This is a genomic window from Sphingomonas sp. PAMC26645 (assembly GCF_004795835.1).
Classification (GTDB): domain Bacteria; phylum Pseudomonadota; class Alphaproteobacteria; order Sphingomonadales; family Sphingomonadaceae; genus Sphingomonas.
Map to the genome: position 1 here is coordinate 1,010,726 of NZ_CP039249.1, position 15,985 is coordinate 1,026,710.

Below are 15,985 nucleotides of genomic sequence, written 5' to 3' on the forward strand. Positions count from 1 at the left end.
CATTTTTCCTTGCCGCGCTTCCAAACCGCCTTTAGCGGGCTTTGCGAGTCATTATCAATATCAAAGTGGGTATCGCTTATGCGGGGACGTTTCATGGTCGGGATGCTGTTGGGAACAGCGTTGGGCAGCATCGCGGCGCCGGCATTCGCGGCCGAGCATGTGCCTGCCCCGGCAGTCGTTGACGCGGTCGACCCCGCGCCGACGGACGATGACATCCAGACCCGCAAGGACGAGATCGTCGTCAACGGCGAGCGTATCCGCAAGACCGGCAGCACCGGCACCAAGACTGAGACGCCGCTGATCCGCACGCCGCAGGTCATCACCAGCATCGACGAGAAGGAACTGACGCTCCGCAACGCGCTGTCGATCAACCAGGCGCTCGGCTATGTCGCAGGTGTCTCGCCCAACCAGCGCGGCAACGTCGCTACCCGCTACGATCAGCTCTACGTCCGCGGGTTCGCCCCCGGCCAGTATATGGATGGGATGCGACTGCTAGGCGGCGTCTATTCCACGCCGCAGATCGACTTCCACCTCGTCGAGCGCGTCGACGTGATCAAGGGGCCCGCCTCGGTGCTCTATGGCAATTCGACGCCAGGCGGACTGGTCAACCTCTCCAGCAAGGTCCCCTATGCGGAGTCCGGTGGGCGGATCGAACTTGCGGGCGGTAATTTCGACCTGTTGCGATCGGCCATCGACGTGAACCAGCCGCTCGACAAGGATCACAAATGGCTGTTCCGCGTCATCGCCGGCGCGGAACGGTCCGACGGGTTCGTCGCGATGACCGGCAACCGGCGCTATTACGCGCGGCCGATGCTGACTTTCGCGCCGGACGAGGCGACGAGCGTGACGTTGATCCTCAACTACCAGCGCGATCCGGAATCTGCGTCGTACAGCGGCGTGCCGGTCTACGGCTCCGCGCTGGCCAACCCGCTCGGCCAGTTCGCGACCGACTTCAACGTGAGCGAGCCAGCGTACGAGGCATTCGATCGCAAGCAGAAATCGGCCACGCTGCTGTTCCGCCACGACTTCAACGACAAGCTGAGCTGGGTGACCAGCGCGCGCTACCTCAACGTCGACCTCCATTATCGCCAGATCTACCTCTCGGCGTTCGCGACGACCGGTACGGGCGCCAATCGCAACACCGATTTCTCGACGATCGTGCGCGGCGGCGGCGGGTCGGACGAATCGTTCCGGACGATCACAATCGACAACCACGCGACCGCCAAGTTCGCGACCGGACCGTTGCAGCACACGCTGCTCGCGGGCGTCGACTGGCAGAACAACCAGGGTAACAACGACCAGCAGTTCAACACCGGCGTCACGACCAATCCGGCGACCAGCATCCCGAACCTGAACCTGTTCGCGCCCGTCTATGGCGGCGTGCAGCCGAGCTTCCCGCTCACCCAGACGCGCAGCTTCCGCAAGATCGACCAGGTCGGCGCCTATGTTCAGGACCAGATCGCGATCGGCGGGCTGCAACTGATCGCGAGCGGCCGCTACGACTGGTACGACCAGACGACGGTGAACCGCAACGCCGCGGCAGGGGCGGCGAGCGGCGTGACGCGGCTCCACCAGACCGCGTTCACCGGACGCCTCGGCGTGCTGTACGAGACCAAGTTCGGCCTCGCGCCGTTCGTCAGCTATTCGGAAAGCTTCGAGCCGCAGACCGGCACCGGCTTCGACGGCGCATCGTTCGTGCCGGTCACCGGGCGCCAGTACGAGGCCGGACTGAAATACCAGCCACGCGGCACCAACGCACTGTTCACGCTGTCCGCGTTCGACCTGCGCCGCCAGAACGTGCCGACGACCGATCCGGACAACCCTAATTTCTCGATTCAGATCGGCGAGGTCGCGGTGCGGGGCATCGAACTCGACGGACGGGGCGAGATCACGCCGGGCCTGACCGTCACGGTCGCCGGCACTTATACCGTCCCCGAAGTCACGCGAGGTACGCCGGTCGTCGGCACCGGCGACCAGCTGAGCGGCGTCACCGGCACCAAGCCGCTCGGCATATCCAAGTGGAGCGCGTCGAGCTTCGTCAACTACGACCTGTCACGTACCGGCGGCGGCGCGCTGTCCGGCTTCAATATCGGCGGCGGCGTGCGATATGTCGGCAAGTCCGACGGCACCGCGACCCGCGTGGAGGCGAACCAGACGCTCACCACGCGGTTCCAGTCACCGGGCTATGTGCTGGTCGATGCGGTGCTCGGCTACGATCTCGGCAAGTTCGACGAGTCGCTCAAGGGCCTGAGCCTGACCGCGAACGTCGCCAACCTGTTCGACAAGCGCCACATCGCCAGCTGCTTCTTCGTCAACAGCTGTTACTTCGGCGCCTCGCGCACCGTCGTCGGATCGCTCCGCTTCAACTGGTGATCAGCGGACGTCGTCGACCGGCGCTGTCAGGATCACGCGCAAGCCGGGCATGTTGTCGTCCTGCTCGATCGTGCCCGACAGCCCGGCGACGATGGCGTTCATCATCCGGCTGCCGAAGCCGATCCGCGTGCCCGACTTGCCGACGCCCTGGTCCGCGACGATCAGACGCAGCCGGTTGCGATGCTGTTCGAGAATGATGTGGATCGGGCCGGCATCGCCGCGATAGGCGTATTTGCTCGCGTTGATGACGAGTTCGGTCAGCACCAGCCCGATGTTCACCGCGCGATCGGTGGCGACCAGCACGGGAGCGAGATCGAGCGTCATCTGCGCCGCCCAGTCCTCGCCGAGCGAGGTCTGCATGTCGCCCGCGAGTTCCTCGATATAGCGCGACAGGTCGACCGACTCGACCTGGTCGTCGCGGTACAGCCGGCGATGCACGAGAGCGACCGCGGCGAGCCTAGCCTGCGCCTCGGCAAGATGCTCCTTCACCTTCGCGTCGTCGGACGACTTCGCCTGAAGAGACAGGAATGCCGCGACCAGTTGCAGGCTGTTCTGCACGCGGTGATTGACCTCCTTCATCAGGACGTCCTTCTGCGCGATCAACGCATCCTTGTCGGCGAGCGTCCGTTGCAGGTCGGCGTTGAGCAGGCGCAGGCGCTGGTTGATATGCGCGTCGTGGAACGCGCGGCGCAGGCGGTGCGCCGCCTCGATCTCCTCCCGCGTCCAGCGCCGCGATCGACCGCTGACGGCCTGTGTCCACGATTCGAACGACGTGCGCGGGGTCAGCACGGCGTTGGGATCGACCGACACCGCCTTGTGCGGATTACCGGCCCATTCGACCTCTTCGATCTGCTCGGCACGGAACCACAACAGCACCGCTCCCTCGTCGACCAGCGGCAGCGCGAGCAAGCCGCTCGCCTGCGCACGGTAAGCTTCGGCGCGGGGCAACAGTGCCGACAGTTCATGCGTCGTGAACGGCTCGATCACGCCCCTCGTGCGAGCCCATGCGGCGAGATCGAGAATGTCATCCTTGCCGGGACACGGCCCATCGGTATCGACGATCGTGCCCTCGACATAGGCGAAGCCGTCGCCATCGAGCATCCGCCGGAGATCGTCGCGCAAAGCGGCGACGATGCTGCGCGGCGCCGGTTCGGTCGCGAGCTTGGGGATGACCGCATCCTCCGCCGCGCGCAGCCGCAGCCGTTCGCGGTACGTCTCCGCCTCTTCCTTCGCCCGGATCTGGCGCGCGAGCCCACTGGCCAGAGTCGCCGACGCCGCACGGATGTCAGGAGTCAGGCCCCGCGGCGTCCCGTGATGGCAGGCGATCAGGCCCCAGAGCAGCCCGTCCTTGACGATCGAGATCGACGCCGACGCTGCCACGCCCATGTTGGCGAGATAGCGCAGATGGATCGGCGACACGCTGCGCAACGCGACGTCGCTCAGGTCGAGCGTCTCGAAACCGGCCGGGCGGAGCACTGCGGGCACGTAATCGATCGTCGGAATCGTCCGCGTCCGGTTGCGCACGTACAGCGCGCGCGCCTGTTTCGGGATGTCCGACGCGGGGAAATGGTGGTTGAGAAAGGTGCCGAGCCCCGTCGCCTTGTCCTCGGCCATCACGCGGCCCGCCTCGTCGTCGAGGAAGCGATAGACCATGACGCGGTCGAAACCGGTCAATTGGCGAAACGCGGTCGCGGCGCGCTCGCACAACGCCTGGAGGTTGCTCGCGCGCTCGAACGTCATCGCCATCGCGTTGAGCCGACCGAGCATGCCGGCCGCAGTGACCGGCTCACCTTCGACGGGTTCGAGTTCGACCAGCACGTGTTCAGCGGTGCGGTGGAGGGTGATATCGAACCGCTCGGTCGGGCCCGCTACCGGCAGTCCGGCAAGCGCGACGCCGGCGACCGTGTCGTTGGCCGTGAGTGTCGCACCGATGTCCTGCGCCAACAGCGCCGACAGGTCGCTGCCGAGCCAGTCGGGAGTCAGGCGAGACTCGAGATCGCCCGCGCCCGCGACGACGGTCAGGCTGGTCGCATCGGCGACGAGCAGCAGGCCATGCGGCTGGATCGCACCGGGGATGTGGATCGGCTCGCGGTCGCACGCATTGAGGTCCAGCCCCACGCCATCGGTGGAACCGGCAATATCGCTCGACGCGTTCATCTACCCGAAACTCTCCTATCGAGCCTCGATCATGCAGCCCCCAGCGGAACAAAGCAAATACCCGCAGCGGGTTACGATATTAATCTGGAGCAATATCGCGCGGCGCGGACTCGGCATAGCGGCGCGCGATCACCGCGCAGGCGATCAGCTGCAACTGGTGGAACAGCATGACGGGGAGCAGGATCACGCCGACCTGGGCGGGCGGGAACAGCACGCCCGCCATCGGCACACCCGACGCGAGGCTCTTCTTCGAACCGCAGAATTGCAGCACGATCGCATCCTCGCGGGGCAGCTTCATCAGGCGGGCAACGGCAAACGTCAGCCCGAGCACGAACGCGAGCAGCGCGGCGCACAGCAGTCCGATCAGGATCAGGTCGCCGATCGATAATTTGGTCCAAAGCCCCTCGACCACCGCGGCGCCGAACGCGCTGTAGACGACCAGCAGGATCGAACCGCGATCGACCACGGTCAGCAGCCCCTTGTTGCGCGTCACCCACGCACCGATCCACGGCCGCAACAGATGCCCGGCGACGAACGGCACCAGCAGTTGCAGCACGATCGCCTCGATACTCTCGATCGAGATCCCGCCGCTGCCCGAAGTGTTCATCAGCAGCGCGACCAGCGCCGGCGTGACGAGAATACCGAGCAGGTTCGAGAACGACGCGCTGCACACCGCCGCCGCGACATTGCCGCGCGCAATCGCGGTGAAGGCAATCGACGACTGCACGGTCGAGGGGAGCAGCGTCAGGAACAACAACCCGGCGGCGAGCGGTCCGGTCACGAACGGCAACGCGGTCAGCCCGAGCCCGAAGAGTGGGAACGCGACGAAGGTGATGGCCAGTACCGCGAGATGCAGCTTCCAGTTGCGCAGCCCCGCCCAGATCGCATCGCGCGACAGCTTCGCGCCGTGGAGGAAGAACAGCAGGACGATGCCGATATCCGCCGCATAGCCGACGATCGTCGCCATCTCACCGCGTGCCGGCAGAATGCTCGCCAGCACGACGGTGCCGAGCAGCATCAGGATGAACGGCTCGAAGACCGCGAGGAAACGTCCGATCACGGATGCGCCTTCACATAGGCGTCGAGCGTCGCGAGATGGCCGCTGAGCGCTTCGTCGTCGAGGAAGCTGCCCAGGAAGCTGTTGCGCGCGAGCGTCACGACCTGCTCGCGCGACAGGCTCTTCGCGCGCGCTGTCTGCCGGAAATTCTCGCCGATATAGCCGCCGAAATACGCCGGATCGTCCGAATGGATCGTCGCGCGCAGGCCGAGGTCGAGCATCCGGTCGATCGGATGGTTCTCCAGCTTGTCGACGTTGCGCAGCGCGACGTTCGACAACGGGCACACGGTCAGCGTCATCGCGTCGCGAGCAAGCCGCGCGACCAGCGCCGGATCCTCCAGCGCGCGGTTGCCGTGATCGATGCGGTCTACCTGGAGGATGTCGAGCGCCTCGTGGATGTAGGCGGGCGGTCCCTCCTCGCCGGCATGTGCGCAGAGCATCAGCCCGGCATCCGCCGACGCCGCGAACACGCGCGCGAACTTCGACGGGGGATGGCCGACTTCGGACGAATCGAGCCCGACGCCGATGAACTGGTCGAGCCACGGCTCCGCCTGCGCGAACGTCTTGAACGCGTCCTCCTCGTCGAGATGGCGCAGGAAGCTCATGATCAGCCCGACCGACATGCCGTGCTTGGCCTGCGCCTCGTCGATCCCCGCGAACAGCCCGCGTGCGACCACATCGAAGGGTATGCCGCGGTGCGTGTGCGTCTGCGGGTCGAAGAAGATTTCGGCATGGACAACGCCGTCCTGCGCGACCCGGTCGAAATAGGCGACTGCCAGATCGCGGAAGTTCTCCTCGGTCTGGAGCACCGCAGCGCCCGCGTAATAGATGTCGAGGAAGGTCTGGAGATTGGTGAAGCTGTACGCCGCGCGGACGTCCTCGACGCTCCTGAACGGGATCGCGACCTTGTTGCGCTCGGCCAGCGCGAACATGAGCTCGGGCTCCAGGCTACCCTCGATGTGGAGGTGGAGTTCCGCCTTGGGCAGGTTCGTGATGAAGTCGTCGTTCGGGAAGGGGGTCATGGTCCGTCCTGTCGCTTGGGTCGCGTCGACTGCAACCATTCCGCCCGCCACGCACTACCGCAAGTGCGAAAGCCGTTGCATGACAATCCTGTCACGTTACCGAGCGCCGATACTTACGCGAAGGACACCATCGATGCCGACAGGATTGGTCGCACTGCTCGACGACATTGCCGGGATCACCAAGCTTGCCGCCGCCAGCCTCGACGATATCGCCGCGACCACCGGGAAGGCGGGCAGCAAGGCGATCGGCGTGGTGGTCGACGATGCCGCGGTCACGCCGCGCTACATGGTCGGGTTCGAGCCGAAGCGCGAACTCCCCATGATCTGGAAGATCGCGCTCGGGTCGTTCCGCAACAAGCTGGTCTTCATCCTGCCCGCCGCGTTGGCGTTGAGCGCGTTCGCGCCGTGGCTGCTAACACCGCTGCTGATGATCGGCGGCACGTATTTGTGTTTCGAGGGCGCGGAGAAGATCCTCGAGGCATTCGGCGGTGGTCATGCCGAGGAGGTCGTCGCCGAGCCGGTCGATGCCGCGACGCTGGAGGCGCAGAAGGTTTCGGGCGCGATCCGCACCGATTTCATCCTGTCCGCCGAAATCATGGTGATCGCGCTGTCGGATGTCGCGACCAAGCCGATCTGGGAGCAGGCGATCGTGTTGGCGCTGGTCGGGATCGTCATCACCATCGGCGTCTACGGCGTGGTCGCGCTGATCGTGAAGATGGACGATATCGGCCTGCATCTGGCGCAGCGCAGCAGCGCGGTCGTGCAGGCGATCGGGCGTGGGCTGGTGAAGGGCATGCCGATCGTGATGTCGGCGCTGTCGGTGATCGGCACCGCGGCGATGGTGTGGGTCGGTGGGCAGATCATCGTTCACGGGATCGAGGAGTTCGGGTTCACCGCCTTGCCGCACTGGATCCACGATACGGCGGAGGCTGCGTCGCATGCGGTGCCGTTCGCCAAGGGCGCGGTGAGTTGGGTGATGAGCGCGTTCTTCTCGGGGATCGTCGGGTTGATCCTGGGTGGTGCGATCGCGCTGGGCTTGCATGCGGTGAAGAAGCCGAAGGCGCACTGACCGGGAGAGCACTGTCCGCCCTACCTTGTTCTCCCGCGAAGGCGGGAGCCCAGTCTGGGTCCCCGCCGTCGCGGGGAAACACGTCGCGGTTGGGTATGAAACGCTACCAACACCTAGCACCACCCCGGCGGAGACCGGGCCCAGTTGGGGAACGTGGCTAACTAAAGATGCGCTCTGTTACGGTGACTTTTCCGACTGGGCCCCGGCCTTCGCCGGGGTGGTAACGCATCCAGAAGGGGTTGATTCCCTACTTAGCCGTCCACTTCCCCATCCATCCCAGCACTTCCCCATACCATTGCCGCGAGTTCTTCGGCTTCAGCACCCAGTGGTTCTCGCCCGGGTTCACCAGCAACCGCGACGGGATCTCGCGGCGCTGCAACGCCGTGAACGTCGCCAGCCCCTGCGTGTACGGAATGCGGAAGTCCTTCTCGCCGGTGATCACCAGCATCGGCGTCTTCCACTTCGCCACATAATTGACCGGGTTCCATTTCTCGAACGCCTGCGGGTCCTCGTAATAGGCTTTCCCGCCATGCTCCCATTCGTCGAACCAGAGCTCCTCGGTCTCGTACGCCATCGCGCGCGCGTCGAACACGCCGTCATGCTGGACGATGCACTTGAACCGATCGGGCCACTGCCCCTCGATCCAGTTCATCATGTAGCCGCCGTACGACGCACCGAGCGCACACGCATTGTCGGCGTCGAGCCATGCGAACTTGTCCGTCGCGGCAGCCAGCCCCTTCTTCAGATCCTCGAGCGGCCAGCCGCCCCAATTGTTGCTGATCGCATCGGTGAAACCCTGGCCGTAGCCGGTCGACCCGTGGAAATCGACCGCGACCAGGCCGTAGCCCGCGCCCGCGAACACGGCCGGATTCCAGCGATACGACCAGCTGTTGTTGCTCGATCCCTGCGGGCCGCCGTGGACCATGTACGCGATCGGCACCTTCCCGCTGGAACCGTACGGCTTCACCGCATAGCCCCAAACGGTGTCGGCGTTCGCGCCCTTGAAGTTGAACCGCGTGACCGTCGGCATGTCGATCCCGGCGAGCTTGGCGGCGTTGACCTGCGTCAGCCGCTGCGGTGCGCCAGTGCCAACACGAAAGAAATCGGCTGGTGCGGTGAGGCTGTCGATCGCCACTACGGGACCACGCGGCGTGATCGCGACCGCGGCGACATGCCCTTCCTGCGTCAGCCGCGTGACCGCACCGCTTGTCGCATCGACACGGAACAGCGGCGTCTCCTGCGTGTCGTCCGCCGTCACGTAGAGCGACTTCGAGTCCGGCGCCCACGCGATCGAGCCGACCGACCGGTCCCAGCGCTCGGTCAGCGACACCGTCTTGCCGCTGGCGATGTCGCGCAGCGTCAGCACCTGGCGATCCGCCTCGAACCCCGGCCGGCGCATCGCGAAATAGGCGAGCGTGCGGCCATCGGGCGACACGGTCGGGAGGTTGTCGGTCGCCTTGTTCGCCGCGGTCAGGTTGACCGGTGCCGCCGAGCCGTCCGCGGGCACCGAGAAGATGTCGAGATCGGTCGACAGCGCCTCGATCCGGCCGGCTTCGCGCAGCGCGAAATAGACGGTGCGGCCGTCCGGGCTCCACGAGATTTCCTCGCCACCGCCATTGGGCTTCGATGGCGTATCGCCGACCAACGCGCCGACCAGCGGAACGCCGTTTCCGGTCGCACCTGCGGCGGTCAGCGGCAACACGAACAGCTGCGAGCGCGTGCCATCGGCCCACGTATCCCAATGCCGCACGAACAGCTGGTCGTACGTCCGCCCGGCGCCCGCGTTCGGATCTTTCTTCACCATCGCCGGCTCAAGGCTCGGCGCGCCCGGCTTGCGATCCGCCCAGACGAGCAGCCTGTCGCCCGTCGGCGCGACCTTGAAGCCGCTGAACCCGCCCTTGAAGCTGGTGAGCTTGCGCGGCGTGCCGCCAGTAACGGGCACCGACCAGACTGCATCCTCGCCGCCCTTGTCAGAGGTGAAATACACCGTGCTGCCGACGATCTGCGGATCGTTCTCGTTGACCTGCGGATCGGCGAGCAGCTTCACCGGCGCCGCACCCGGCGTGGTCAGATCGAGCCGCCACAGATCGTACCGCCCCTTGTCTGCCGCGAGATCGGTCTCGCGCTGCGCCCAGACTAGCCAATGCCCGTCCTGCGACGCGGTCGGCGCACCGACGCGGCTGAGCATCGTCACGTCGTCGATGGTGAGTTGCCGGGCGGCGGCAGGGGCACTCGCAAAGGCGAGCACGGCGAGGCTGGCGGAGAGCATGATCTTCATGGCGTGCTTGATAGGACGCTTGCGAGATCGCGCGCAATCACCTCGATCGCTTGTGTGAAAGCACCGGCTCAGATCATGGCGGTATGACGCCTCAGATGACCCGCGCGCCCAGGATTTCGTCGTTCATGTTCACTATATCTGTTCGGTGGTTTCTGGCGGCGACGTTGCTCGCATTCGGGGCTGGGCCGGCCTCGGCGGCGCAGGTGCAACTGCCGGTCGACGCGCTGATGCAGGATGCGGGAGAGTATGCGACCCGGTTCGGCGTGCCGTTCGACGAGGCGCTGCGACGGATGCGCGCGCAGGGCGACAGCGTGCCGGCAACCGACGCGCTGCGCGAAACCTACAAGGATCGCTGGGCCGGCATCGCGATCGAGCATCAGCCGAATTACCGCATCGTCGTGCTGCTGACCGGCACCGATCCGGTCGCGGATCAGTCGGTGACAGCGGGCGGGATGGTCGTGCCGATCGTCTTCCGCACCGGCGCACCTGCGACGCGCGAAGCGGTGCTTGCCGCGATCACGGCGTATCAGGCGAAAATACGCGAGTCCCTGCCGCACCCGCCCGGGCTCGGCGTGGACCAGCGGACGGGCGAACTGGTCGTGATGATCGCATCGGGCGATGCCGATCTCGACCGCGATGGCGCGCTGCGCACCCGAATTGCGACGATGACCGGCGTTCCGGTGCGGATCGAAGCCGTTGATAAGTCGTCTGCGAACATGGCGCAGGATCAGGTCGTTCCGGATTCCACGCTCATACCCACCCCGGTAGAAAGCGGCGCGATCGAGGGTGGCGGGCGCGTCGTCGGGACGGTCGATGGCAAGCGTTATGCCTGCACGACCGGCTTCGTCGTGTCCGACGGCGTGCGCAATGGCGTGGTTACGGCAGCGCATTGCCCGGACACGCTCTCCTATGTCGGCAAGCGTCCTTCGGACGGTAGCCGCGAGGAGTGGCCGCTGGCGTTCGTCGGGCAATGGGGCTGGGGGTATCAGGACGTACAGGTCAACGTCGCGACGGCCCCTGACGTCGGCTACGCGCCGCTGTTTTATGCCGATACCGCCAAGACGCTCGCGCGGCCCGTCGCGACGTGGCGCTACCGCACGAGCACGCGCGCGGGCGACTTCGTGTGTCATCGCGGCGAGCGGACCGGGTATAGCTGCGCGGTGATCGCGATGGTCGATTTCGCGCCGGCGGGCGATCTGTGCGGCGGCGCGTGCCTGCCGACCTGGGTCGCGGTCGAGGGGCCGACGTGCAAGGCCGGCGACAGCGGCGCGCCGGTGTTCGAGGGCAGCACCGCCCTGGGCCTCGTCAAGGGCGGCACCTATCGCCGCGACGGGACGTGCCTGTTCTATTATTACATGTCGACCGACTATCTGCCGCAGGGCTGGACGCTGCTGCATCGATAGGTGGCGAGGCGGGTCGATTGTGTCGCCCCGCCAAGCGCTGTACGTCCCGCCGGGAACACGGTGCCGCCGAGCGCCGATCGGCGGCCTATCGACACGGGCATGACATGGACTCCTCGGGCCTTGAGGCCGTTTTCATAGCAAATCGCGATACGCTGCTTCGGTTTATCCGCTCGCTCGGCGCGACCGATGCGGAAGATCTCGTGCAAGAACTGTGGGTGCGGATTCAGACTGCCCCGACCGGACCGATCGCGTCGCCGCTATCGTACCTCTACCGGATGGCGAACAACCTGATGCTGGATCGCCACCGCGCGGTGCGGCAGGCGGAGAAGCGCGATCGCGAATGGACCGAGGCGACGGGGGGACCGTCGCTCGACCGATCCGAGGAGCCATCCGCCGAACGCGTCGTGATCGCGCGCGAGCAGGCGGCGCTGGCGGAGTCGGCGTTGCAGTCGGTCGGCGACCGGGCGGCGCGGATATTCCGGCGCCACCGGATCGACGGGGTCGAGCAGCGCGTGGTCGCGGCGGAGTTCGGGGTGAGTCTTAGTACGGTCGAGGGCGATCTGCGGAAGGCGTATCGCGCGATGATCGATGCGAAGCGACGTTACGATGAGGCTTGATCGCAACGTCTCCGTCTTCGGCTATAGGAGGCCATGATGGTGGAGCATGACGACATCGAAGCACGCACGCTGAACGAGACCGCGCTGGACTGGGTCGTCCGGACCGGCAGCGATGCGTTCGACGACTGGCCGGCGTTCCACGCCTGGCTGGAGGCGGACCCGCGCCATGCTGCGGCGTATCATGCGATGTCGATGGATATCGAGGAGATGGCGGCGACGGTGCCGCCCGTGCAGGTCGCGCCGATCGCGATGCAGCCTGCGCGGAGGCGCTGGCCGGTCTGGACCGGTGGAGCGATCGCCGCCTCCTTGGCGCTGTTCGTGGGGTATGAGTCACTTGAGACGCGCGCGCATCCCTATGCCGTCGAAACCGCGGCAGGAGCGATGCGGACGGTTCGGCTCGCCGATGGCAGCACGATCGCGATGGGTGGTGCGACGCGCCTTATGCTCGATCGCGACGATCCGCGGATCGCGACGCTGGAGCGCGGCGAGGCGATGTTCGTGGTCCGACACGACGACAGCGATCCGTTCGAGGTCAGCGTCGGCGGCGCGCGGCTTGTCGATGTCGGCACCGCGTTCGACGTGAAGCACGCGCGCGGCGAAACGCGTGTCGCGGTGTCGGAAGGCGCGGTCGACTATAATCCGGGACAGGGCGGCATCCGGCTCGTGAAGGGGCAGGGGCTGGTCGTGCGCGACGGCAAGGCGACCGTGACCGCGGTCGATGTCGCCAGCGTCGGATCGTGGCGCGACAGCGTGCTGGCGTATGAAGGCGCGACGCTGGCGGAGGTCGCGGACGACCTGTCGCGCGCACTCGGCGTCGACCTGCGCGCCGATCCGGGCGTCGCGAAGCGCGCGTTCAGCGGCAGCATCGCGACCGCCAAGCTGTCAGGCGATCCCCGGCTTGCCGCGCCGTTGCTGGGTGTCTCGATCCGCAAGCGTGGCGGTCACTGGGTGATGTCCTCCCGCTCGTGAGGATGCGCGGATGTCTGGTCGTCGCGGCGCTCGCCGTCGCCTCTCCTGCGCAGGCGGGGCAGGGGGCGGTCGACTTGCCGGCGGGGCGTCTTGGGGATGCGGTGCTGGCGCTCGGGCGGCAGTCGGGGACAAGTATCGTCGTCGGCGATCCGGGACTGTGGGCGCGTCGCGTGCCGGCGGTACGCGGGCGGATGACCGCGCGCGAGGCTCTGGACCGGCTGGCGACTGCGGCGAATGCGGACGTCGTCGCAGCGGGCTCATTCGGGTGGCGGCTGACTGCCCGCACGCCCCGCGTCGTTCGGGTGAAGCGGCCGAAAGTCGTTCCGATCGCCGCTCCACCGGCGGTCCAGGGCGCGGACATTGTCGTCACCGGCAGCAAGCGCGATGTCCGGTTGCGCGATTTCGCAGGGCAGGTGGCGTTACTCGACGGCGTCGACCTCGCGCTCGGCGGCGCGGGCGGGACCGAGGCGATCCTCGCGCGGCTGGCCAGCGTATCGTCGACGCATCTCGGCGCCGGCCGCAACAAGCTGTTCATCCGCGGCATTGCCGATTCCAGCTTCACCGGGCCGACCCAGACCACCGTGGGCCAGTATTTCGGCGACCTGCGGCTGAGCTACAACGCGCCCGACCCCGATCTGCGGATGTACGATATTGCCTCGGTCGAGGTGCTGGAGGGACCGCAGGGGACGCTGTACGGCGCCGGTTCGCTCGGTGGCATCATCCGGACGGTGCCGAACGCGCCGGAAATCGGCGCGGTATCGGCGTCGATCGCAGGCGGACTCTCGGCGACGTGGCACGGCGATCCCGGCGCCGATCTGGGAGCGACGCTGAATGTGCCGCTCGGCGAGCGCGTGGCGCTGCGCGTTGTCGGCTACGGCGTTAGCGAGGGCGGCTATATCGACAACCCGTTGCTCGACCGGCGCGACGTCAACCGGACGCGGATCGGTGGTGGCAGGGCGGCGCTGCGGTTCGATGCGGGGAATGGCTGGACGGTCGATCTCGGTGGGATCGGGCAATGGACCAAGGGCGACGACAGCCAATATGCCGACCGCGATGCGCCTGCTCTGACACGGTCGAGCGCGATCGTGCAGGGCTTCTCCGCAGATTATACGATGGGGCAGGTCGTCGTGTCGGGCGAGATCGGCGGGCTGAAGGTCAAATCCTCGACCGGGATCGTCAGCCAGGCCCTGACCGAGCGGTACGACGCGACCCTGCCGGCAGTCGATCCGACGCTACCGATTACCAACTGGCCTGCATTCGGTAGTCCCCTGACGACAGCCCCTGGCAGCCCGCGCGTGTTCGCGCAGCGCAATGCGACCGACATGATCGCGAACGAGACGCGGGTATGGCGGCCGATGCGCAACGGGTTCGGCTGGATAGTCGGCGGCAGTTACACGCATAATCGCACGCGGTTGTCGCGCTCGCTCGGCCCGGTCGATGCGCCCGCGCCGGTGACGGGCGTGACCAACAGCATCGACGAGGCGACGCTGTACGGCGAGGGGAGCGTGCAACTGGTGCGCGGGTTGACCGCCACCGCCGGCGCGCGGGTCACGCGGGCATCGCTCGCGGGGACCGGCGAGGACATCGCACCGGCGCGGTTGGAGGCGGTCGCGCTCGCCCGTTCGCGCGTGACCGCGGACCGGATCGAAACGAGCGTGCTGCCGTCCGCCTCGCTGATCGCGGCGGTGTTGCCGAAGGTGTCGCTGTACGGCCGCTACCAGCAGGGGTTTCGGCCCGGTGGGCTCGCGATCGAGAGCGATTTCGTGCGGCGGTTCGAGAATGATCGCGTGCGGACGCTGGAGACCGGCATGCGCTTCGGGCTCGCTGGTGTCGATCGTGCGTACCTAACGGCGAGCGTCTCGCACACGATCTGGCAGGATATCCAGGCGGACTTCATCGACGCTACGGGCCTGCCGAGTACCGCCAATATCGGTGACGGGCGGATCTGGACGTTCAGCGCGGCGGGCGGGTGGAAGCCGGTTGCCGGGCTGACGCTCGACGCGGGCTTCACCTATAACGACAGCCGCGTGACCGAACCGAGCGCGGCCCTGTTTGTGGCGCTCGCGCGGATGAGCCAAGTGCCGAACATCGCGCGCTATGCCGGGCGGCTGGGGGCGGATTACCGGCGTGATATCGGGCGGGATCTGGAACTGCGGGTGTATGGCTGGGCGCGCTATGTCGGGCGGTCGCGGTTGGGTGTCGGCCCGGTGCTGGGCGAGGAGCAGGGGGATTATCTGGATACCGCGCTGACCGCGCGGATCGGGCGGCCTGCGTTGGGCGTGACGCTCGGGGTCACGAATCTGACCGACAGCGTCGGCAACAGGTTCGCGCTGGGAACGCCGTTCCAGGTCGGGAGTGGGCAGATCACGCCGCAGCGTCCTCGGGCGATCCGCATAGGCCTGGACGCAGCCTTCTAACTTTCCCCCCTCCCTGGAAGGGAGGGGTAGGGGGTGGGTCGGCTTCCGCATGTTCGAATGGTGGTGGCTCAGGCGGGCCGACCCACCCCCAGCCCCTCCCTTCCAGGGAGGGGAGCCAGAAGGCGTTAGTTCACCCCTTCGCGTTCACCAATGCGCGCTGGTCAGCCGGCAGCAACGCCAGCGCCGTCTTGTAGCAATCCTCCACGTGCGAATTACCGACGAGCTTCATCGCGCCGAAGCTGATCGTCGCCGCCACCGCCGAGCCCGCGAACGGCACGAACTTCGCCATCGACCCCACCGCGATGCGGGCGCCGACGCGGCGGAGGAGCGCGACGACGATGCGCTTGGTCACCATCCGGCCGATCATCGTGTTGCCCAAGCTCGACGCCATCACGAGCGCCTGTTGCGCAAGCTGTGGCTCGAGCTTCTGCACCTGTTCGTGATCGAGCCCGAAGCGCTTGCTGATTTCGGGGAGCAGCTTGGTAAGCAGGCCGATATCCGCGACGATGTCAGCGCCGGGGATCGGCACGACCGCCGCGCCCGCCGACATCACCGAGCGCGTCGTGACGAGGCGCTTGCTGTCGTCGCGGATGCGGTCGAGTTCGGCGATGGTGGTGATCATG

The 15,985-nt window shown here is 66.8% G+C and carries 11 protein-coding genes; 6 read left to right on the forward strand and 5 right to left on the reverse strand.

Annotation, left to right across the window (positions count from 1 at the left end; translation table 11 throughout):
- Window positions 1-78 precede the first annotated feature (78 nt).
- Window positions 79-2,373: a TonB-dependent siderophore receptor gene (locus tag E5673_RS04895; RefSeq protein WP_136189158.1), complete on the forward strand. Its 2,295-nt coding sequence runs from the start codon at window positions 79-81 to the stop codon at window positions 2,371-2,373.
- Here E5673_RS04895 and E5673_RS04900 read toward each other — a convergent pair whose 3' ends face one another.
- The 3 genes from E5673_RS04900 to E5673_RS04910 form a co-directional block, all read right to left on the reverse strand.
- Window positions 2,374-4,530 (reverse strand): histidine kinase dimerization/phosphoacceptor domain -containing protein, encoded by a 2,157-nt coding sequence (locus tag E5673_RS04900; protein ID WP_136189159.1) that lies wholly within the window; start codon window positions 4,528-4,530, stop codon window positions 2,374-2,376. It lies immediately after the preceding gene.
- 79 nt (window positions 4,531-4,609) lie between these two features.
- Window positions 4,610-5,590: a bile acid:sodium symporter family protein gene (locus E5673_RS04905; RefSeq protein WP_136189160.1), complete on the reverse strand. Its 981-nt coding sequence runs from the start codon at window positions 5,588-5,590 to the stop codon at window positions 4,610-4,612.
- Complete coding sequence (locus E5673_RS04910; protein ID WP_136189161.1) at window positions 5,587-6,609, reverse strand: adenosine deaminase; 1,023 nt, start codon at window positions 6,607-6,609, stop codon at window positions 5,587-5,589. The genes E5673_RS04905 and E5673_RS04910 overlap by 4 nt, the downstream gene beginning before the upstream one ends.
- A 133-nt stretch (window positions 6,610-6,742) precedes the next feature.
- On the opposite strand from E5673_RS04910, the gene E5673_RS04915 reads away from it, so the two are divergent.
- Window positions 6,743-7,678, forward strand: coding sequence for a DUF808 domain-containing protein (locus tag E5673_RS04915; RefSeq protein ID WP_136189162.1), 936 nt, complete (start codon window positions 6,743-6,745; stop codon window positions 7,676-7,678).
- Window positions 7,679-7,925: 247 nt separating this feature from the next.
- On the opposite strand, the gene E5673_RS04920 is transcribed toward E5673_RS04915, so the two are convergent.
- On the reverse strand, window positions 7,926-9,956 hold the full coding sequence (locus E5673_RS04920) for a S9 family peptidase (protein WP_136189163.1): 2,031 nt from the start codon (window positions 9,954-9,956) through the stop codon (window positions 7,926-7,928).
- Window positions 9,957-10,081: 125 nt separating this feature from the next.
- Here E5673_RS04920 and E5673_RS04925 point away from each other — a divergent pair, with 125 nt between their 5' ends.
- The 4 genes from E5673_RS04925 (at window position 10,082) to E5673_RS04940 (ending at window position 15,362) form a co-directional block, all read left to right on the forward strand.
- The gene (locus E5673_RS04925; RefSeq protein WP_247599582.1) at window positions 10,082-11,359 is read left to right on the forward strand and encodes a S1 family peptidase; all 1,278 of its coding nucleotides are present in this window, start codon (window positions 10,082-10,084) and stop codon (window positions 11,357-11,359) included.
- A 104-nt stretch (window positions 11,360-11,463) separates the two neighbouring features.
- On the forward strand, window positions 11,464-11,976 hold the full coding sequence (locus tag E5673_RS04930) for an RNA polymerase sigma factor (RefSeq protein WP_136189164.1): 513 nt from the start codon (window positions 11,464-11,466) through the stop codon (window positions 11,974-11,976).
- Window positions 11,977-12,009: 33 nt separating this feature from the next.
- A complete protein-coding gene (locus tag E5673_RS04935; RefSeq protein ID WP_136189165.1) occupies window positions 12,010-12,945 on the forward strand; it encodes a FecR domain-containing protein in 936 nt (311 codons plus the stop codon).
- A 2-nt stretch (window positions 12,946-12,947) separates the two neighbouring features.
- A complete protein-coding gene (locus E5673_RS04940) occupies window positions 12,948-15,362 on the forward strand; it encodes a TonB-dependent receptor (RefSeq protein ID WP_136191352.1) in 2,415 nt (804 codons plus the stop codon).
- A gap of 130 nt (window positions 15,363-15,492) precedes the next feature.
- Here E5673_RS04940 and E5673_RS04945 read toward each other — a convergent pair whose 3' ends face one another.
- Window positions 15,493-15,984 (reverse strand): hypothetical protein, encoded by a 492-nt coding sequence (locus tag E5673_RS04945; RefSeq protein WP_056484954.1) that lies wholly within the window; start codon window positions 15,982-15,984, stop codon window positions 15,493-15,495.
- Window position 15,985 lies beyond the last annotated feature (1 nt).